20 protein-coding genes are annotated in these 19,183 nt (G+C 48.4%); all 20 read left to right on the forward strand.

The window, feature by feature from the left end; all coding sequences use genetic code 11:
- The first annotated feature begins 4 nt into the window (after nucleotides 1-4).
- The 20 genes from SPTER_RS08990 to SPTER_RS09085 all read left to right on the forward strand — a co-directional run bounded on the left by SPTER_RS08990 (nucleotide 5) and on the right by SPTER_RS09085 (nucleotide 19,176).
- Nucleotides 5-1,495, forward strand: a complete 1,491-nt coding sequence (locus SPTER_RS08990; RefSeq protein ID WP_144350096.1) for a flagellar hook-length control protein FliK — start codon at nucleotides 5-7, stop codon at nucleotides 1,493-1,495.
- 14 nt (nucleotides 1,496-1,509) lie between these two features.
- Complete coding sequence (locus tag SPTER_RS08995; protein ID WP_144350097.1) at nucleotides 1,510-1,914, forward strand: flagellar hook capping FlgD N-terminal domain-containing protein; 405 nt, start codon at nucleotides 1,510-1,512, stop codon at nucleotides 1,912-1,914.
- Nucleotides 1,914-2,315 (forward strand): TIGR02530 family flagellar biosynthesis protein, encoded by a 402-nt coding sequence (locus SPTER_RS09000; protein WP_144350098.1) that lies wholly within the window; start codon nucleotides 1,914-1,916, stop codon nucleotides 2,313-2,315. The genes SPTER_RS08995 and SPTER_RS09000 overlap by 1 nt, the downstream gene beginning before the upstream one ends.
- Nucleotides 2,316-2,401: 86 nt before the next feature.
- A complete protein-coding gene (locus tag SPTER_RS09005) occupies nucleotides 2,402-4,249 on the forward strand; it encodes a flagellar hook protein FlgE (RefSeq protein ID WP_144350099.1) in 1,848 nt (615 codons plus the stop codon).
- Nucleotides 4,250-4,331: 82 nt separating this feature from the next.
- Entirely contained in the window at nucleotides 4,332-4,529 is a 198-nt protein-coding gene (locus tag SPTER_RS09010) for a flagellar FlbD family protein (protein WP_144350100.1), read from the forward strand.
- 71 nt (nucleotides 4,530-4,600) lie between these two features.
- Nucleotides 4,601-5,077 carry a flagellar basal body-associated FliL family protein gene (locus tag SPTER_RS09015; protein ID WP_246105541.1) on the forward strand — a complete coding sequence of 159 codons (477 nt, stop codon included), beginning with the start codon at nucleotides 4,601-4,603 and terminating at the stop codon, nucleotides 5,075-5,077.
- An 81-nt stretch (nucleotides 5,078-5,158) separates the two neighbouring features.
- A complete protein-coding gene (fliM, locus tag SPTER_RS09020) occupies nucleotides 5,159-6,163 on the forward strand; it encodes a flagellar motor switch protein FliM (protein ID WP_144350101.1) in 1,005 nt (334 codons plus the stop codon).
- Nucleotides 6,156-7,265: a flagellar motor switch phosphatase FliY gene (gene fliY, locus SPTER_RS09025; RefSeq protein WP_144352827.1), complete on the forward strand. Its 1,110-nt coding sequence runs from the start codon at nucleotides 6,156-6,158 to the stop codon at nucleotides 7,263-7,265. The genes fliM and fliY overlap by 8 nt, the downstream gene beginning before the upstream one ends.
- 39 nt (nucleotides 7,266-7,304) lie before the next feature.
- Entirely contained in the window at nucleotides 7,305-7,667 is a 363-nt protein-coding gene (locus SPTER_RS09030) for a response regulator (RefSeq protein WP_144350102.1), read from the forward strand.
- A 10-nt stretch (nucleotides 7,668-7,677) separates the two neighbouring features.
- Nucleotides 7,678-8,256, forward strand: a complete 579-nt coding sequence (locus SPTER_RS09035; protein WP_144350103.1) for a FliO/MopB family protein — start codon at nucleotides 7,678-7,680, stop codon at nucleotides 8,254-8,256.
- Between the two features lie 43 nt (nucleotides 8,257-8,299).
- Complete coding sequence (fliP, locus tag SPTER_RS09040) at nucleotides 8,300-9,040, forward strand: flagellar type III secretion system pore protein FliP (protein WP_246105612.1); 741 nt, start codon at nucleotides 8,300-8,302, stop codon at nucleotides 9,038-9,040.
- Nucleotides 9,041-9,054: 14 nt separating this feature from the next.
- A complete protein-coding gene (gene fliQ / locus SPTER_RS09045; RefSeq protein ID WP_144350105.1) occupies nucleotides 9,055-9,324 on the forward strand; it encodes a flagellar biosynthesis protein FliQ in 270 nt (89 codons plus the stop codon).
- 44 nt (nucleotides 9,325-9,368) lie between these two features.
- Nucleotides 9,369-10,154 (forward strand): flagellar biosynthetic protein FliR, encoded by a 786-nt coding sequence (gene fliR / locus SPTER_RS09050; protein WP_144350106.1) that lies wholly within the window; start codon nucleotides 9,369-9,371, stop codon nucleotides 10,152-10,154.
- Nucleotides 10,102-11,247: a flagellar biosynthesis protein FlhB gene (gene flhB, locus SPTER_RS09055; protein ID WP_144350107.1), complete on the forward strand. Its 1,146-nt coding sequence runs from the start codon at nucleotides 10,102-10,104 to the stop codon at nucleotides 11,245-11,247. Before fliR ends, flhB begins: the two co-directional genes overlap by 53 nt.
- Nucleotides 11,248-11,265: 18 nt before the next feature.
- Nucleotides 11,266-13,332, forward strand: a complete 2,067-nt coding sequence (gene flhA / locus SPTER_RS09060) for a flagellar biosynthesis protein FlhA (RefSeq protein ID WP_144350108.1) — start codon at nucleotides 11,266-11,268, stop codon at nucleotides 13,330-13,332.
- 1 nt (nucleotide 13,333) lies between these two features.
- Nucleotides 13,334-14,425: a flagellar biosynthesis GTPase FlhF gene (gene flhF, locus SPTER_RS09065; protein WP_144350109.1), complete on the forward strand. Its 1,092-nt coding sequence runs from the start codon at nucleotides 13,334-13,336 to the stop codon at nucleotides 14,423-14,425.
- Between the two features lies 1 nt (nucleotide 14,426).
- Entirely contained in the window at nucleotides 14,427-15,314 is an 888-nt protein-coding gene (locus SPTER_RS09070; RefSeq protein ID WP_144350110.1) for a MinD/ParA family protein, read from the forward strand.
- Nucleotides 15,315-15,395: 81 nt separating this feature from the next.
- A complete protein-coding gene (locus SPTER_RS09075; RefSeq protein ID WP_246105613.1) occupies nucleotides 15,396-16,007 on the forward strand; it encodes a flagellar brake protein in 612 nt (203 codons plus the stop codon).
- A 23-nt stretch (nucleotides 16,008-16,030) separates the two neighbouring features.
- Complete coding sequence (locus SPTER_RS09080; RefSeq protein WP_144350112.1) at nucleotides 16,031-17,074, forward strand: protein-glutamate methylesterase/protein-glutamine glutaminase; 1,044 nt, start codon at nucleotides 16,031-16,033, stop codon at nucleotides 17,072-17,074.
- 32 nt (nucleotides 17,075-17,106) lie between these two features.
- On the forward strand, nucleotides 17,107-19,176 hold the full coding sequence (locus tag SPTER_RS09085) for a chemotaxis protein CheA (protein WP_144350113.1): 2,070 nt from the start codon (nucleotides 17,107-17,109) through the stop codon (nucleotides 19,174-19,176).
- Nucleotides 19,177-19,183: the final 7 nt, after the last annotated feature.

A 19,183-nucleotide genomic window follows, 5' to 3' on the forward strand; every position in this document is an offset into this window, starting at 1 on the left:
AAAAATGAATACAGCGCAGAATATGCTGCCTGTCCAGCCGTCGGCAACGCCGGCCGCATCAGGCAAAAACACTGCCGCCAGATCCGGCAGTCAGCAAAAGTCTTTTAGTGATACCCTTAGCGGGTCGGTCGCTAAATCAGACAAAGCGCCGGCCGCGGCCCGGGATCAGGCAACCGCCAATGAGGCTAAGCAGGCCGGCAACTCTATGCTGCCTGGCGGCATACCAAACCCTGCTAAAAAAGCCGGCAATACAGCTAACAGCCAAACGCCGGCAAAACCTGCCGGGGAGCCGGCCGACCGCGAGCAGGCTGACCTGACGCAGCTTGGCCAGAGTGCGGTGGCTGTAGACAATACCGGTCTGCTTTCCCAGATCCTCTTAGCCGCTGTTGGCGCCTATCAGCTGCCTGCAGCCGGTGCCGAGCCTGCGCTCGCGCCAGAAGCGGCAGACGCCGCCGCCGGTGCAGCCGGCGTCGGTCAGGAAACGGCTGCAGAGCCGTCGGTTCCGGAATTGCCGGCACAACCGGCCAGGCAAGCAATGGTGACTGCCGCTGCCGCAGAAGCTGAGGGGGCGGGGGTTAACTTAAGCAAGCAGAGCCTGGACTCCAGGCCGGCCGGCGCGCAGTCCGGCCAGGCACAGCTCCCGGTTAACCCGGATATTGCAGGACCGGCCCCAGGACCGGCAACAGCGGCCGCGACAGACCGGGCACAGACCGCAGGGCTGCAGACCGCATTCGCCGTCCACGGTAAAGAGGCAGTGAGGGCAACAGAGCAACCAGCTGCAGAGGTAGTTACCGACGCGGAGCAACAACCGGCGCTGCCCGTTGCCGCAGCGGCTTCACCGGCGAGAAGTTCCCGGCAGAATGCCGGTGAGGGACAACAAGAAGACCTGACCGATTCCGCTTTGTTTGAACAGGCGCTCGCCACAAAAAATGCTAATGCCAATCTGAAGGAAGCCACGCCCTCTATTTTCCTGCAGGGGCTGGAAACCGCCTTGCTGTCTAAAAATGATGCCCTGGCCGGCAAGGTTGCTGATGGTAAACTGCCAACCGGCCCGGCGACAGATATGTATCAGGTTGTCGACCAGATTGTTGAGCAATCCCGGGTTGTTGCCAAGCTGCAAAATACAGCCATGGTCATAAAACTGAAACCGGAGCATCTGGGTGAGCTTACCCTGAAAGTAGTTGTCGAGAACGGGGCGATTAATGCCAGTTTCCATTCCAACAACCCCGAAGTGCGCAGCATTATTGAGGCATCCCTGCCCCAGCTTAAACAGGAGCTGGTCAATAACGGCCTTAAAGTGGAAAACGTGGGTGTTTATGCCGGCTTAAGCCAGTTTTTGCCCAATCATGACCAGGAGCGCAATTCGCGCCAGCAATTTGCTAAGCTTACTAACAAAAAAAATGCCGGCGAGTTTGTCGAGGCGATTGTGGCGGAGACGGAAGCCGGAAAAATGAATGGCACCGGTGGCCTGGCCGGTGTTGATTACCGTATTTAAAGGAGGTTTCTTACATGGATGTATATGGTGTTGGCAGCAAAACCACAACCAACAGTGCCGATGCTACCCGCAAGAAAAACGACGATCTTGGCAAAAATGATTTTCTGAAGCTGCTGACCGTGCAGCTTAGGTATCAGGACCCGATGAACCCCATGGAGGATAAGGAGTTCATCGCCCAGATGGCCCAGTTTTCCAGCCTGGAGCAGATGCAAAATATGAATTCCTCAATGGCTATGTCGCAGGCCAGCGGGTTAATCGGCATGCAGGTAAACTGGCTTGACGGCAATGCGGAGGAGTGGACGGGGATCGTTCAGTCTGTGCGGTTGATTGAAGGGCAGCCTAAGCTGATTATCGGCGATATGGCTCTGGACCTGAGTCAGGTAGTCTCTGTGCAAGTACCTAAAAGTGCCGCCGAATAATGGCCGACAACCGAATTTATAACCCTTATCAGCCGCTCAATCCCGCAGCTTCACCCAGTAACACCGTCGCATCACCCGGTGGAAAAACCCAAAACAAAATAACTGCCGGCCCTAGTTTCAACCAGATTCTGGAACAGGAAATCGCCGGTGTGAAATTCTCCCAGCATGCTCTGCAGCGTTTGCACAGCCGCAAGATACAGCTTGACGGCAGTCAGCTTAGCAAGCTCAGCCAGGCGGTGGATAAAGCAGCGCAAAAAGGCGCGAAAGAGTCTTTGATTCTCATGAGTGATAATCTGGCGTTTGTTGTCAGTGTCAAGAACAAAACGGTGATTACCGCGATTGACGGCGCCAGCATTAAGGACAACGTATTTACCAATATTGACAGTGCCGTAATTATTTGAGGGCTGGACCTCTTAAGGAAGCCCGCCGGCTGCCGACTGATTGAAGCAGCCTTGGCCATATTACTATTTGGGAGGTTATGTTTACTATGATGCGTTCGTTATTTGCCGGGGTATCCGGTCTGAAAAACCATCAGACCCGTATGGATGTAATCGGCAACAATATTGCCAACGTTAATACCGTCGGTTTTAAAGCCAGCCGGGTAACATTTCAGGATATGTTAAGCCAGACGATCAAGGGGGCTTCGTCGGCCACCGCCAATAAGGGCGGCACCAACCCGATGCAGATTGGGATGGGCATGAGCCTGGCCAGTATTGATACTATCTTTACCGACGGCAGCCCGCAGCCGACCGGCAAGCAGACCGACTTGTCCATTTCCGGTCAGGGGTTTTTCGTGTTGAGTGACGGCCAGAACCAGGTATATACCCGGGCCGGCGCCTTTGATTTTGACACGGCCGGCAATTTTATCGTACCCGGCAGCGGCTATAAGGTCATGGGCTGGAAAGCCGATGCCAGCGGGGTCATTGACAGCAAGCAGGATGCCGCCGCCATCCAGATCCCGGTGGGTGCTTCCATGCCCGCCCAGGTCTCCAGCAAGATCATCTATACAAACAACTTGATGGCTGGTGCCAAAGCGATTGGCACACCGGCTGAGCAGGCGGCTGCCGATGCGGCCAAAGTGGCTGCTGATGCTGCTAAAGTTATCGCCGATAATAATAAAGTTGCCGCTGATGCCGCTAAAACTGCTGCTGATAATGAAAAAACCATTGCTGATGCGGCCAAAACCGCTATCGATGTGGCTAAAACCGCTATGACGGCTGCGAAAGAGGCGGCCGATGCTTTAGCTGCAGGGACAGGAAGCGAAGCAGCAGTTGTTGCGGCCGTAACCACCGCTGTCAGCGCTGCCCAGGCCGCAGTAACGGCGGCGTCGCCGGCAACATTAAGTTTGGCAACAATGGCAAAAGATGATGCCGATGCACTAAAAGCTGCAACAGATGCGCTGGTCGCAGGCGACGCAACGGCAGATGAGGTGGCTGATGCTGCCGGGACTGCCAACGCATCTATAATCACAGCGGCTAACCTTGCGGCAAGTGAAGCGAGTACCGCTGACATTAACGCCACTACTGTCGCCACTGCCGCCACCGCCGCTGCCGCTACTGCCGCCGCTGCGGCCACTGCCGCGACTGAGGCCGCACAGGCTGTTTTAGACGCATATGGCACTTCTTCGTCAGTGCCAACATCAATTACGGTATATGACGTACAGGGAAATCCCTACAGTGTAAAAGGTACTTTTATGAAGACCGGTGAGAATACCTGGAGCTTTACCCCTAACGGCACCGTTGTTAATGATTCCGGGGTAATTGTCGCCAATGTTACGACTACACCCTCCACGATCACATTTAAGGCCGACGGCACCTATGATCAGACAAGCACCGTCAACACAATGACCATTGATCCTGCCGGCGGACCCTATGCCGGGGCCGGGGCTTTCACGATAACCCCCGATTTTTCCGCCCTGACCCAGTATGGCGCGGAAGAATCGACAGCCAAGGCCACCGGCCGGGACGGGTATGCCGCGGGCACCCTGACGTCGGTGACGGTTGATCAGACCGGCGTTATTATCGGCAACTTTACCAATGGTGAGACCCAGACGCTCGCCCAGGTGGCGCTGGCGGTATTTAATAATCCCGCCGGCCTCAATAAAGTGGGCGACAGTATGTTTTCCCAGTCCAACAACTCCGGCGAGCCCCAGATTGGCTCCAGTGAAACCGGCGGCCGGGGCAAATTTACCCCCGGATCATTAGAGATGTCTAATGTTGACCTGGCCCAGGAGTTCAGTGAGATGATTGTTACCCAGCGTGGTTTCCAGGCCAATTCCAAGATTATTACTACCTCTGATGAAATGCTGCAGGAATTAGCCAACCTCAAGCGTTAAAGTAATGTAAGGCAGCGGGGGGGAGCACCTCCCCTCTGCTGCCTGTTTTTTCCTGATAATTAGTAGTTAGGGGGGGACAGGTGTGATAAAGGTAACCAAATTAAAATCTCAGGGCTGTGATTTTGTGGTCAATGCCGAACTGATTGAAACGATTGAAGAAACCCCGGATACAATGATAACCCTGACCAGCGGCAAAAAGCTGATTGTGGAAGAGTCAATGGATGAAATTGTCCGTAAGGTAATGGAGTATCGCCGCTCCTTATTCAGAAACACGCGCTAGTCAGGGCAAGGTCGATTTAAAGATGAATACCCTGCTGCGATTAATAAATACGCTGTAATGGAGGTGTGCCAGTGGCTGAAGAGGAAAAACCAAAAAAAATGTCGATGATGGTTATTATCATACTCATTGTGGTTGGCTTAATTTTAGCCGGTGGTATTTCGTACTTGATTGCTACCAGAGTTGTGGCCGACAAAACAACAGACAAAATTACTCAGCGTGAGCCTGGACAGTTTATCAAACTCGGCGATGCCAAAGAAGGCCTGATTCTTAATATTGGCGGGGTCAATAGTGGCCGCTACCTTAAAATTGGGCTGATTGTCGAGTTAAGACCTGATAAGAATGCGGCTTCCCAGGAAGGGAAATTGCCTTCTCCGGAAGAGATTAGGATATTGGATACGGCTGTTTATGTCCTAAGAACGCAAAAAATTGAAGATTTCGATCCGCTTAAACAAGATCAGTTAAAAGAGATGTTGAAAAATGAAATTAACAAGACCCTTGGTGAAGACCGCGTTTATGATATCTATATAACCAATTTTGTTTTGCAGTAGATTCATAACAATAATTTTAGTATAATAAAAATGCCTATCAGGTAAACTATATTCCTTTTTGATGCGAAAGGAGGGAAGCGATTGGCAGGGCCAGATGTTTTATCGCAAGCCGAGATTGATGAATTACTGTCAGCTTTGTCTACCGGTGTTGTAACGGCAGAGGAAATAAAAACCGAGCAAAAGCAGCGTAAAATTAAAACTTACGATTTTAAGCGCCCGGATAAGTTCTCTAAGGATCAAATACGCACGATCTATATGTTGCATGAAAACTTTGCCCGGCTGATTAATACCTATCTTTCGGCCCATCTGCGGACACTGATTCACATTGATGTTGCTTCTGTAGACCAGCTGACATATGAAGAATTTATCCGTTCCATGCCGAATCCCAGCGTGATCAGTATCTTTCAGATGCGTCCGCTTAAGGGAAATGCAATTTTAGAGATAAATCCCAATATCGTGCTGGCCATTATCGACAGATTGTTTGGCGGACCAGGCCTGCCGCCGGCCAAGTCGCGATCTTTGACAGATATTGAAGAAGCGATTATCCGACGGGTAATTAATAAGGCGATGGAGAGTATGCAGGAAGCCTGGAAACAGGTAGTTGCCGTTGAACCCCGGATGGAGGCGCTGGAGACTAATCCCCAGTTTACTCAGATTGTGCCGCCTAATGATATGGTGGTGCTCATCACTCTTCAGGCCAAAATCGGTCAGGCCGAAGGGTTAATGAATATCTGCATCCCCTATCTGGTGCTGGAACCAATCATGTCTAAGCTGACTACCAGCTTTTGGGTCTCTGCCTCGGCCGCCAGGCAGGCGTCGCCGGAATCGATCAGTGTTTTGCAGCGGAAGCTGGAAAAAACCCTGATCCCGGCGATTGTTGAACTGGGGCGGGCTACGGTTACTGTTCACGAATTATTGGATTTAGGTGTTGGCGATGTGCTGCAGCTGGAAACAAAAGCAGAGAACGAACTAAGTGTAATTATTGGCAACCGGGAGAAGTTCAAATGCAAGCCCGGGATCGTTGGTCATAAAAATGCGGTGCAAATTACGCAAGTAATTTCCCAAGGAGATGATAATGATGAGTGACGGATTTCTGTCCCAGGAAGAAATAGACGCATTGCTACGAGGCGAACCAGTCGCAGCCTCGCCATCTCCGGCTGGGTCTGACTTGTCAGATATTGAAAAAGACGCGTTAGGTGAGATTGGCAATATATCCATGGGCACTGCCGCAACCACGCTGTCGGTGCTGTTAGGCAGACGGGTGTCAATTACTACGCCCAAGGTATCCATTTCGAATCTTAATGAAATAAAACGTCAGTATCCGCTGCCGTATCTGGTGATTGAGGTTGGCTATACCCATGGCCTGTTAGGGACTAATATCCTGGCCATGCGTGAGCAGGATGCCCTGATCATTGCTGATTTAATGATGGGTGGAGACGGCTCTAACCCGCCGTCTGAGCTGAATGAACTGTATATGAGTGCTGTCAGTGAAGCGATGAATCAAATGATGGGCTCAACGGCAACCTCCATATCCACTATCTTTAAAAAGAAAGTCGATATAGCGCCACCCAAGGTTAATTTGCTGGATTTTGCCTTAGACCCCAATGTTACTAGCATTATTTCCGGTGATGAAGCGCTGGTGCGGGTGTCATTCCGGATGGAAGTGGAGGATCTGATCGACAGTGAGCTTATGCAGATCATGCCGCTTAATGTTGCCAAGGAAATGGTGGAAAATCTGATGAGTGCTGTGCAGGCCGCCGCGACCCCGCCGCCACCGCCGGCAGCGCCGCCCCAACCTGCAGCTCCCACACCGGCGGCGCCGGCTTACGCTCAGCCGGCCCCGCCGCCCCAACCGCAGCCTGTTCAGAATGTTGCTGTGCAGCCGGTCCAGTTTGCCCCTTTGAAACCGGCCGGGATGTCTGGTACTGACACGAATATTAATCTTATTATGGATGTACCACTGCAGATTACTGTTGAACTGGGACGAACCCGCAAACTGATCCGCGACATCCTGGAATTGACGCCAGGTTCGGTTGTCGAGCTTGACAAACTTGCCGGTGAGCCTGTGGATATTCTGGTTAATGGTAAACTAATTGCCAAAGGCGAAGTTGTCGTTATTGATGAAAACTTTGGCGTCCGGATCACCGATATTGTCAGTCCGATAGAGCGGGCGCATAATCTTCAATAACAACCCTGAATTTATTTGAGATAGGAGAGGTAAGTGAACATGGCGATTAGAGTTTTAATTGTGGATGATGCTGCATTTATGAGGATGATGATTAAAGACATCTTATCGAAAAACGGTTACGATATAGTAGGGGAAGCCGAGAACGGGCTTAAAGCCGTGGAGAAATATCAGGAACTTAAACCTGATTTGACTACTATGGACATAACGATGCCCGAAATGGATGGAATCACAGCCGTAAAAGAGATTAAAAAGGTTGACCCGGCAGCAAAGGTTATTATGTGCAGCGCGATGGGGCAACAGGCCATGGTGATTGAAGCCATTCAATCCGGGGCGCGTGACTTTATCGTGAAACCATTCCAGCCTGACCGTGTTCTTGAAGCTGTACGCAAGGCAGTTGGTTAGCAGTTTTTTAATGTGTACATATCGGCGTTACATCAGGTGTATCCTTATCATTTGCGGCATTGTAATATTTTGTGCGAATTATGGGCTGGCCGCTGGAGAACCGTCTGAGTATCTTAAGTATCAGGAGCCGCCGCCGCCAGCATCTTCTTGGTTTACCGCCAGTGGTTATGTTTTTTCCCTATTGCTGACTTTTCTCTTAGTGCTTGGCCTCGCCTATTTCACATCCCGTTTCTTAGGGCAAAAAATGAATGGATCTGCCGGGTTCAACAACCAGGGGACAATTCATTCGACCCTTGTTTTAGGCCCCAATCGTGCTGTTTATGTGGTGGAGACAGCAGGTAAGTTTATGGTATTAGGCGTTACTGAACAGAGTATTTCCCTGCTCCGGGAGATTACTGACCCGGAGGATATTGAACAGCTTAAAGCCCGGGCAGCCCTCGCTGTACCGTCTGAGCAGTTCGCAGATGTTTTTCAGCGCCAGCTGCTGGCCCTTAAACAAATAAATAAGAAATTTCCCGCTGTTTTTGGTTTAGACACTCAGGAAATAAACGAGAAGGAGCATGAGAACGTTAGAGGAAGAGGTAAATAGAGTGTCAAATTATAGTAACTATTTTAAGGTCTGGAGCAAGTATATTTGCCTGCTGGCTATTGTGTACCCCGTTTTTTTACCGGCAATAGCCGTGGCAGCACCCTTGATTCCTATTCCCAATTTTACGTTTGGGGTGGAACAAGCGACTACTCCCCAGGAGACGGCTCTCAGCCTGCAGATTCTGCTGACATTAACAGTGCTGGCCCTTGCACCTTCTATCCTGGTCATGATGACCTCCTTCACCAGAATCATTGTTGTTTTGTCTTTTTTACGCAGCGCCATGGGCACGCAGCAAATGCCGCCGAATCAAGTCCTGGTTGGCCTCGCCTTATTCTTAACTTTTTTTACCATGTCACCCTATTTTGCGCAGGTAAACACAAGTGCCTTGCAGCCTATGCTGGCCGGCACGATTGATCAGGAAACCGCTCTGGATGAGGCAATTAAGCCGATGCGGGAATTTATGTTTAAACAAACCCGCGAGAATGATCTGGCCTTATTTGTTAATTTATCAGAAATGCCGCGGCCTAATTCACCGGAGGATGTTCCGACCTCAGTCGTCATTCCGGCTTTTATTATTAGTGAACTTAAGACTGCCTTTCAAATTGGCTTTTTAATCTATATTCCTTTTATTGTCATTGATATGGTTGTGGCCAGCACCCTGATGGCCATGGGCATGATGATGGTGCCGCCGGTTATGATATCACTGCCGTTTAAAGTTTTATTGTTCATACTGGTCGATGGCTGGCATTTAATTGTCCGGTCACTGGTTACCAGTTTTAGCTGAAGGAGGGGGCGCTTATGTCGGGCGATATGGCCATCCAGATTGGGCGCGATGCGTTATCTATGGTTATGCTGGTTGCAGCCCCCATGCTGGGTCTAGGTCTGCTAGTTGGTATTCTGGTCAGTGTTTTTCAGGCGACGACCCAAATCCAGGAACAGTCACTGGCCTTTATTCCTAAAATCATTGCTGTTTTTGTTGCCATTTTGGTTTTTGGACCGTGGATGCTTAGCTTGGTAGTCGGGTATGCGCGGGAGGTATTTTTAAGTATTCCCAATATAATACGTTAGCTACAAAGGAGGCCGGAATCCTATAGATAGGTGGTCGAAAACATTTGGATTTGTTTGGATTATTGCAAGACCGGCTAGGGCTGTTTCTCCTGATTTTCGCCCGTATTAGCGGCATATTTTCCTCAGCGCCAATATTTGGCGCCCGCAATGTGCCGCTTATAGCCAAAGCAGGGTTGGCGTTAGTGATCGCTTATATTTTACTGCCATTGTTAATTCGACCGGAGTTTACTGCTCCCGAGGCTTTTTTGCTCTATGTGGGGTTGGTTACTGGTGAGTTTCTGATTGGCTTAATGCTGGGGTTTGCCTGTTCTTTTATTTTCTACGGCATACAAATGGCCGGCGCGCTGTTAGATACTCAGATTGGATTTGGGATGGTTAATGTTATAGACCCTCAGTTTGGACAACAGGTACCCCTTATTGGCAATTTCAAGTATATTTTAGCTTTGCTGGTATTCTTAGCGACGAATGGACATCATCTTTTTCTGGCTGCCTTATTTCAAAGTTTCCGGCTGATACCGGTGAGTTTTGGGGTTTTCCGGCCGGAATTGGCTGATATTGCCGTCGACATGGTGGCCGGGGCTTTTATCATCGCTCTTAAAATCAGTTTACCTGTGCTGGTATCGTTGCTGCTGACCGATGTTGCCCTGGGAATTCTCGCCCGTACTATGCCGCAAATGAATATTTTCGTTGTTGGTGTGCCGGGCAAAATTATTGTCGGCATTTTTGTACTATCTTTGGCATTACCCTTTTATATTGGCTTTCTGGAGGTCGTTTTTAATGGCACTTTCCGTGATATTTACCGCCTCCTGGCTGTCTTTGCGCCAGCTTAGCCCGCCCCGGTATAAACTGGCCACTTTTGATTTACAGTTGTTTAATGGCGAAAAAACTGAGGAAGCTACCCCGAAGCGGAAAGAAGAGTCTAAAAAGAAGGGGCAGGTAGCGAAAAGCAGCGATATGAGCGCGGTGTTTGTCATGATGGCTGCTTTCTATGCGATGAATTTGCTGGGAACCGGTATTTATGCCGAGTTAGCCGGCTGCATGACCGGGATTTTTTCTAGTTTGACATCAACAGATTTTACGATTAATTCTGTTCATATATTATTTCTGGGTCTTAGCCTTGTTTTTCTAAAAACGGTTGTACCGATCCTCTTAGTCATTTTAATCATATCAATCGCTGTTAACTATATGCAGGTCGGTTTCATTTTCTCAACTGAGGTTTTAATGCCCAACTTCAGTAAAATTAATCCGTTATCCGGTTTAAAGCGCCTGTTTTCTAAGCGGTCGCTGGTAGAACTGCTGAAAGCCCTCTTCAAGGTGGCCATCATCGGTTATTTTATTTACCGGTTTGCTGTTCTCCAGACAGCAGATATCCCGAAATTGATTAATATGGAGTTAATTGACTCTCTTAAACTTGCCGGATCACTGATCATTAACTTAGCCTTTCAGATCATTGGCGTTATGTTGATATTAGCAGCTTTTGATTATTTTTATCAATGGTGGGAGCATAACCAAAACCTGAAAATGTCAAAGCAGGAAATCAAAGAGGAATTCAAGCAAACTGAGGGAAATCCCCAAATTAAAGGCAAAATCAAAGAAAAACAACGGGCGATAGCGATGCGGCGAATGATGCAGGAAATACCTAAGGCCGACGTTGTGGTCACTAATCCCACCCACTTGGCTATTGCCTTAAAGTATGATAAAAACATGGCGGCCCCGGTAGTTGTTGCCAAAGGTCAGGATTTTCTGGCTGAACGCATTAAGCAGATAGCGCGGGACAATAAAGTTGCCGTAGTGGAAAACAAACCATTAGCCCGGGCGCTTTATCCTGTTGTCGAAGTTGGTAATGTAATCCCGCCGGAGTTATATCAGGCAGTTGCTGAAGTGTTAGCTTATGTATATCGGTTAAAAAAACGCCTTTCCTAATATAAGGAGCGATTGATAATGGCTGCTCAACAATCCACGCTGTTTGCGGGTCTGGAAAAATACAGTGATATTATGGTATCGGTAGCTATCATTACCATTGTGGTCATGATGATTATTCCCCTGCCGACACTGCTGCTTGACCTGCTTTTAACACTGAATATCACCTTAGCCTTAATCATTGTCATGGTGGCTATCTACAATGTAGAGCCACTGGAGTTTTCCGTATTTCCCTCACTCCTGTTAATTACAACCCTGTTCCGGCTGGCACTTAATGTATCTTCAACCCGTCTTATTTTGCTGGATGGTCATGCCGGCGAGGTGATTGCCGCTTTTGGTAACTTTGTAGTGGGTGGCAACCCAGTCGTCGGTTTTATCGTCTTCGTAATTTTGATTATCATTCAGTTTATTGTTATCACTAAGGGCGCTGAGCGGGTCGCCGAGGTTGCGGCCCGGTTTACCCTTGATGCCATGCCCGGCAAACAAATGAGTATAGACGCGGACCTTAACGCCGGACTTATCAGTGACAAGGAGGCCCGCGACCGCCGTAAAAATATTCAGCGGGAAGCGGATTTTTACGGGGCCATGGACGGGGCCAGCAAATTTGTTAAAGGGGATGCCATTGCCGCCATTATTATTATTATCATTAATATTGTCGGTGGGTTCATTATTGGCATGGTCCAGCGGGATATGGATGTTTTGCATGCACTGCAGACCTATACTTTATTAACCGTTGGTGAGGGCCTGGTTAACCAGATCCCGGCCCTGTTAATATCCACTGCCACCGGCATTGTTGTAACCCGGGCCGCTTCGGAGGCTAATCTGGGTAAGGACCTGACCAGGCAAATTATCAATAATCCCCGGGTGTTTTTTATCGCCGCCGGTGTTTTGGGATTATTGGGCATTATTCCCGGCCTGCCGGGAATTCCGTTCTTTGCGCTGAGTCTTATTACCGGCAGCATTGGCTATGCCCTTATCAGGACCCAGCAGACTGAAGTGCAAAAGGAAATATCCCAGCAGGAAGCGAAAGAAAAAGAGGAAGTAAGAAAACCGGAAAACATTATTTCTTTGCTGCAGGTTGACCCGATGGAGCTGGAAATTGGCTATAGCCTGATTCCGTTAGTGGATGTCAGTCAAGGCGGTGATTTGCTGGACCGGGTAGTCATGATTCGCCGCCAGTGTGCTTTGGAGCTGGGCCTGATTGTGCCAACTATTCGCATACGTGACAATATTCAGCTCAAACCGAATATCTATGTGATAAAATTAAAAGGGATTGAGATTGCCAGGGGGGAGTTAATGCTTGATCATTTCCTGGCGATGGATTCAGGGGCAGCTTTTGAGCCGGTCCCGGGCATTGAAACTGTTGAACCTGCTTTTGGCTTACCGGCCCTCTGGATTCAGGAAGCCTACCGCGAGCAGGCGGAACTGGCCGGTTATACTGTCGTTGATCCGGTTTCCGTACTGGCAACACATCTTACTGAAATTATCAAATCCTATGCAGCCGAAATTTTGGGCCGCCAGGAAGTACAAACATTAATTGAATCAGTGAAACAAAACAATACGGCTGTTGTTGAAGAATTGACGCCAAATCTCTTATCCCTGGGCGAGATTCAAAAAGTACTTGCCAACTTATTACGCGAGAAAGTTTCTATCCGGGATTTGGTAACGATTTTTGAAACCCTGGCCGATTATGCGCAATTATCGAAAGACACAGAGATGCTGACTGAATATGTCCGGCATGGCCTGGCCCGGCAAATATCCAAGCAATATGTAAACAATAATGTGTTAACCTGCCTGACGGTCGATCCCCAGCTGGAAAATATGATCATTAACTCTGTGCAGCGTACCGAGCAGGGCTCCTATGTGGCCCTGGAACCACAAACAACGCAAGCCCTCATTACGGCCCTTACGAATGAACTGCCGAAGCTTACCAATATGGGCTATCAACCGGTGGTACTTACAAGTCCGGGGGCTAGATTATATTTGCGGAAATTAACAGAACGTGTGGCACCCAATCTAACGATTTTATCCTATGCCGAATTAAATGCGAAAATCGAGGTGCAGGCGCTGGGGATGGTGAGGTTGTAGTTTGAAGGTTAAATTATTTACAGCACACAATATGGCGGAAGCCATGGTTCAAGTCAAGCAGGACCTGGGCAGGGATGCGGTGATTCTGCATACCCGCCGTTTTCGGAAAGGTGGAATTCTGGGTTTTTTCGGTAAAGAAATGGTAGAAGTAATGGCGGCATTAGATTCGCCGGCAGCAGCCCCTGTTCCGGGAAAAAGAATCCCGATCGCTGCGCCGCCGGCTGCCGATGACACGCAGGTAACTGCTTTGCAGCTGGAAATGTCCACGCTGAGAAAGATGATGGAACAAATGTTATGCCAGTTACCAAGAACAGGGAACAGCTCATCGCCATTGCTGGACTTATTAATAAAAAATGATATTGAACCGCTTATTGCTGCCAATCTGGTAAAAGGTTTACCTGATGATCAATCGATTGCCGGCAGTGAGCAGGATATTGTCCGTAAACTGTTAATTGATCGAATTATCAATTGCCTGCAAAAAACAGATGGTATTAAAGTCTCGTCGACAGGCTGCAAAACAGTGGCTTTGATTGGTCCGACCGGTGTTGGCAAAACGACGACAGTTGCAAAGCTGGCGGCAAATTTTGCCTTAAAGGAAGGGTATAAGGTCGCGTTAATCACAGCCGACACTTACCGTATTGCCGCCGTTGAGCAACTGAAAATTTATGGTGATATTATCGGTATTCCGATCGACATTGTCTATTCACCGGATGAGCTTAAAGCCGCCCTCTACCGGCACAGCGACAAGAATCTTGTTTTAATTGATACCGCCGGCCGCAGTCCCAGCAATCACTATCAGCTGGCCGAGCTGCAAGCCTTGTTAGCCGTTGATCCGTATATTGAGACACACCTTGTGATCAGCACCTCCACTAAGTATAAAGATGCATTAGAGATAGTAAATAAGTTTTCCGTTTGCTCCCCGCAGAAGTTTTTATTTACCAAAGTCGATGAAGCCAGTAATATTGGTACAATCCTTAATTTGTTGTACCATTTCCCCACCACAGTATCTTATATGACTACCGGACAGAGTGTTCCTGATGATATTGAGCTGGCTAGTTCTACTAAATTAGCAAATATGATTTTGAGGGATTAAAATGAGTGATCAAGCCGAAAGATTACGTCAAATGACACAAAACTCTTCGATCCCGAAAAGTCCTATTATCAAGCAAGGACCGAAGAGCCGGGTAATTACAGTTACCAGCGGCAAAGGTGGTGTGGGCAAAACCAACTTTACCGTAAATTTAGCCCTGGCTTTAGCGGCGTTTGGGCAAAAGGTCCTGGTGATTGATGCTGATTTTGGGATGGCTAATGTGGAGGTTGTCCTGGGATGCTCTTCTTCTTATAATGTTCTCAATTTATTGGAAGACGGACTCAGTCTTACTGATGTTGTCACAGAAGGGCCACGGGGCATAAAATTTATGGCCGGCGGCTCAGGGATGTACCATTTAGCTAATATGAGTGATATTCATTTACAGCATATTGTGTCACAAATATCTTTATTTGACAATTGGGCCGATATCGTCCTGATTGACACCGGCGCCGGCCTTAGCCGGAATGTCTTAAATTTTGTCATCGCTGCCGATGAGGTTATTATCATTACGACCCCGGAGCCAACGGCAATTACCGATGCCTATGCGATGATGAAAGCCTACGGGGCGCAGCAGGGCATTGCACCGCTGCGGTTAGTTGTTAATCGTATTCTGGATCTTGATGAAGGTCAGATGGTTGTTGATAAATTAATGCGCGTATCGCAGAGATTTCTGCAGGTATCGGTCAATAACCTCGGCTATGTGTATGAGGACCGCAATATGGTTAAAGCTGTTAAAAACCAAGTGCCGCTGTTGCTTACCTTTCCAGATTCCATCTCATCCCGGTGTATTGCCAATATTGCCCAGCGCCTGCTTTCTGTTTCTGGTGAAGCCCCTCAACGCCCGCGGGGCATGAAAGGATTTTTCCGTAAATTTTTAGAATTTATAGGGTAGTTCCTCAAAAGTGAGGAGGAGGTTCCAATTAGTATTAAAACTGAAGAGCTTTTTAAAATTAATCAGCGTATTGAAGTTTTCATACCCGGCCGCAGCGGGCTTGTCGAGCAATATCGCAGCCGAATAGAGGATATTACTGAAGATCATCTGGTGATTGCGATGCCAATGACTAAAAGTATGCCAGTTATGCTGCCGCGCGGTGAAGTGTTTTTTGGCCGCGTGGTGGCGAATTTTGCCGCTTTTGAATTTACCAGTTCACTTCTTGCCAGACAAATACAGCCTCTGCCTGTGTGGGTTATTGCTGTTCCCTACAATATTAAAAAGATACAGCAAAGAGCCTTTGTCAGGGTTGATGCGGCTTTACCTGTACAGATTACCGAGCTGGTTGAGGGTGAAGAAATCGCAGACACAAAAGTCAGTGCCGTTACCAAAGATATTAGCGGCGGCGGCCTGCAAATAGCTACCAGTCATCTTTGGCCTATTGGTACTGAATTAATGGTAAATGTCGATTTCCCCGGCGCCGGGCCGGTTTTGCTAAGAAGCAAGGTGATGAGAATCCAGCAGCCGCAGCCTGACCGGACAATATTCTGGATAGGGATCAAATTCCTGGAAATTAATGAAAAAGACCGGGGCAATATTATTAAATTTATCTTTAAGAAGCAGCTTGAGCAACGCCGCAAAGGCTTAGAGTGACTTTAGGTAGGTGGTGAGGTTTATTGATAAAGGTACTGGTTGTTGACGATTCAGTATTTATGCGCAAGCTGTTGAGTGATTTATTTGCCGGCGAACCGGATTTCATCGTTGTCGATACTGCCCGCAACGGTAAAGATGCGCTTGAGAAAGTCAAGCGCCTTAAACCTGACTTAATTACCATGGATGTCGAGATGCCGGTTATGGACGGCATTACGGCATTACAGTCTGTTATGAAAGAGTGTCCGACACCGGTGGTTATGATTAGCAGTCTGACTAAAACCGGTGCTGAAGCTACCCTGCAGGCCCTGGAGTTAGGTGCGGTCGAGTTTGTAGCCAAAACTGCCGGCCCCATTTCCAATATCACAGGCATCAGGGCTGAGATATTGAGCAAATGCCGGGCAGCGGTGAAGGTTAATATGGCTCGACTCACAAAACTGCCGCTGCTGACGGCCGGTGTGTTCTCTAAGGTTCCCCTGACTACCGGCGGAGCCGGTGATGAACACATTGTTGCGATTGGCACATCCACAGGCGGACCGCGGGCTTTACAGGAAGTGATCACCAAACTGCCCGGCAATATTCCCTGCGGCGTTGTTATTGTTCAGCATATGCCGCCGGGCTTTACCCGGTCATTGGCTGAACGCCTGAATTCATTGTCGGCTGTTACTGTTAAAGAGGCCGAGCAAAATGATATGATTCGTCCGGGACTGGTGTTGATTGCACCGGGCGATTATCATATGCTGGTAGAACGAGAAGGGGGGAAGGCTGTTGTTAAACTCAATCAAAACCCCCCGCTTGGCGGGCACCGGCCGGCAGTAGACCCGCTGATGGAATCAGTGGCCCGTATTTTTGGCAGCAAGGCAATTGGTGTTATTTTGACCGGTATGGGGCATGACGGCGCTAAAGGCATCCAGGCGATCAAGCGTCAGAACGGTCAGACTATTGCTGAAGATCAATCAACGGCAGTTGTATTTGGCATGCCGAAGTCGGCGATTGAAATGGGCGTAGTTGACAAAATAACGCCTATCACTGGTGTAACCGCTGAAATTCTTAAAGCTTTAACCAAGTAATTTTTACATAATGAAATACGGGGGTGTAATAGATGGACATCAGTCAATATATGGGTATGTTTTTAGAAGAGTCGCGTGAGCACCTGCAGACACTAAATAATTGCTTGCTTGATCTCGAAAACGATCCGGGAAGCTTGGCGGTGCTTGACGAAATCTTTAGAAGTGCCCATACCATAAAAGGTATGTCGGCCACGATGGGCTTTACAACGATTGCCGAACTTACACATGAGATGGAGAATGTTCTTGATTTGCTGCGCAAAGGAACAGTACCGGCCAATGACGATGTTACTGATACTCTGTTCAAATGCGTAGACACACTGGAACAGTTGGTCGAGAATGTCGCTTCAAACTCAGATAAACCAATTGAAATCAAACCACTTACCGCTAAGCTGGCCGCCATCGCCAGAGGTGATTTTTCCGCAGCTCCCAATAAACAGGCAGCCCCGTCTATGACCGGCTTGTCAGAAGCAGAGGCTGTATCAGCAGAGCCTATTAAATTTGATGCTACCGAAATACATGTTGTTAAAGCGGCCAAGCAACAGGGCATGGAGTGCTATGATGTTCAGATAGAACTGCGGGAAGGCTGCCTGCTTAAATCTGCCCGGGCTTATATGGTCATGAATGCTTTAGAGGAGCTGGGGGAAGTCATCAAAAGCATTCCGGCGGTTGAGGATTTGGAAAGAGAGAACTTTGATTACAGTTTTCAGGTTGTTATTGTAACCGGGGTGGATTCTGAAAGAATCGAGCAGGCAGTAACCAGTATTTCAGAGGTTGAAAAGGTTTGCGTTGCTTCATCGGTCATTGCGGCTAACCAGGAAATGGCACCGCATGCTGTTGCCCAGCCGGAACGCACGCTAACAAACAAAAATGATAAGCAGCCGCTTAAAGACCGGGGAGAAAAGCCGGCAGTTAATGATGCCAATAGTAATGTGGCTGATAAAAAACTCAAAAGCGGCCAGTCTGTCCGGGTGGATATTGATAAGCTGGATAGTTTGCTCAATCTTGTAGGTGAGCTGGTTATAAATAAAACCAGGCTGGAGCAAATTGGCATAACCCACCGTCTGGCTGAGTTGGTTGAGACTATTGAACAAATGGATAGGGTGACCACCGACCTGCAAGCGGTAGTAATGAAGGTCAGGATGGTTCCGGTTGGCCAGGTTTTCAACCGTTTTCCCCGGATGGTCCGGGATTTGTCGCGTGAACTGAACAAAGAAGTTAATCTCATCATTCAAGGTGAAGAAACTGAACTTGACCGTACCGTTATTGATGAAATCGGCGATCCTTTGGTCCATCTGTTACGCAACTCCATTGATCATGGCATTGAGCAGCCTGCGGAAAGACAGGCTAAAGGCAAAAACCCTATCGGTGAAATCAGGCTGATTGCCCGGCATGAAGGCAATAATGTTATTATTATGGTCGAGGATGACGGCAAAGGCATTAATGCTGATATTATTAAACAGAAAGCGCTGGAAAAGAATCTTATTACTCAGGCTGAAGCCGATAAAATGGAACAGTCGGAGGCAATCCGGCTGGTGTTCTTACCGGGGTTCTCCACCGCTGACGCCGTTACCGATGTTTCGGGACGGGGTGTCGGGATGGATGCCGTTAAAACCAAGATTGAATCGCTGGGCGGTATGGTGGATGTTGAGACCAAAATTAATGAAGGCAGTAAGTTTAAGATTCGTTTGCCATTGACTCTGGCCATTATTCAGGCGTTATTGGTTAAAGTGTGTGATGAAATTTATGCGATTCCCCTTGGTTCCATTGACAGCACGATTAACATTACGCCGGAGAACATAAAAACGATTCAGAGTCAGGAGGTTATCCTGCTCAGAGGGCAGATTATTCCGATCGTGCGGCTGTCTAAAGTGCTTAACTCGCCTGACACCTGTGTTCATAATCAGGATGAATTATTTGTTGTAATCGTCCATATGGGCGAGAATCGTGCCGGCATTATTGTGGATACACTGATCGGCCAGCAGGAAATAGTCATCAAATCGATGGGGAAATTGCTGGCTGGCATTAAAGTGATTGCCGGTGCTACGATTTTAGGCAATGGTCAGGTAGCACTTATCCTGGATGTCGGTGCTTTAAAGCAATAGCGGGAGG

It is taken from the genome of Sporomusa termitida, from assembly GCF_007641255.1.
GTDB lineage: Bacteria > Bacillota > Negativicutes > Sporomusales > Sporomusaceae > Sporomusa > Sporomusa termitida.

Excerpts from the sequence above, each read along its gene's own strand:
- fliY (WP_144352827.1), top strand. The coding sequence starts at position 6,156 with ATGAGTGACGGATTTCTGTCCCAGGAAGAAATAGACGCATTGCTACGA.
- SPTER_RS09070 (WP_144350110.1), top strand. The coding sequence starts at position 14,427 with ATGAGTGATCAAGCCGAAAGATTACGTCAAATGACACAAAACTCTTCG.
- SPTER_RS09085 (WP_144350113.1), top strand. The coding sequence starts at position 17,107 with ATGGACATCAGTCAATATATGGGTATGTTTTTAGAAGAGTCGCGTGAG.
- SPTER_RS09005 (WP_144350099.1), top strand. The coding sequence starts at position 2,402 with ATGATGCGTTCGTTATTTGCCGGGGTATCCGGTCTGAAAAACCATCAG.
- SPTER_RS08995 (WP_144350097.1), top strand. The coding sequence starts at position 1,510 with ATGGATGTATATGGTGTTGGCAGCAAAACCACAACCAACAGTGCCGAT.
- SPTER_RS09000 (WP_144350098.1), top strand. The coding sequence starts at position 1,914 with ATGGCCGACAACCGAATTTATAACCCTTATCAGCCGCTCAATCCCGCA.
- SPTER_RS08990 (WP_144350096.1), top strand. The coding sequence starts at position 5 with ATGAATACAGCGCAGAATATGCTGCCTGTCCAGCCGTCGGCAACGCCG.
- SPTER_RS09035 (WP_144350103.1), top strand. The coding sequence starts at position 7,678 with ATGTGTACATATCGGCGTTACATCAGGTGTATCCTTATCATTTGCGGC.
- fliQ (WP_144350105.1), top strand. The coding sequence starts at position 9,055 with ATGTCGGGCGATATGGCCATCCAGATTGGGCGCGATGCGTTATCTATG.
- flhB (WP_144350107.1), top strand. The coding sequence starts at position 10,102 with ATGGCACTTTCCGTGATATTTACCGCCTCCTGGCTGTCTTTGCGCCAG.
- SPTER_RS09030 (WP_144350102.1), top strand. The coding sequence starts at position 7,305 with ATGGCGATTAGAGTTTTAATTGTGGATGATGCTGCATTTATGAGGATG.
- flhA (WP_144350108.1), top strand. The coding sequence starts at position 11,266 with ATGGCTGCTCAACAATCCACGCTGTTTGCGGGTCTGGAAAAATACAGT.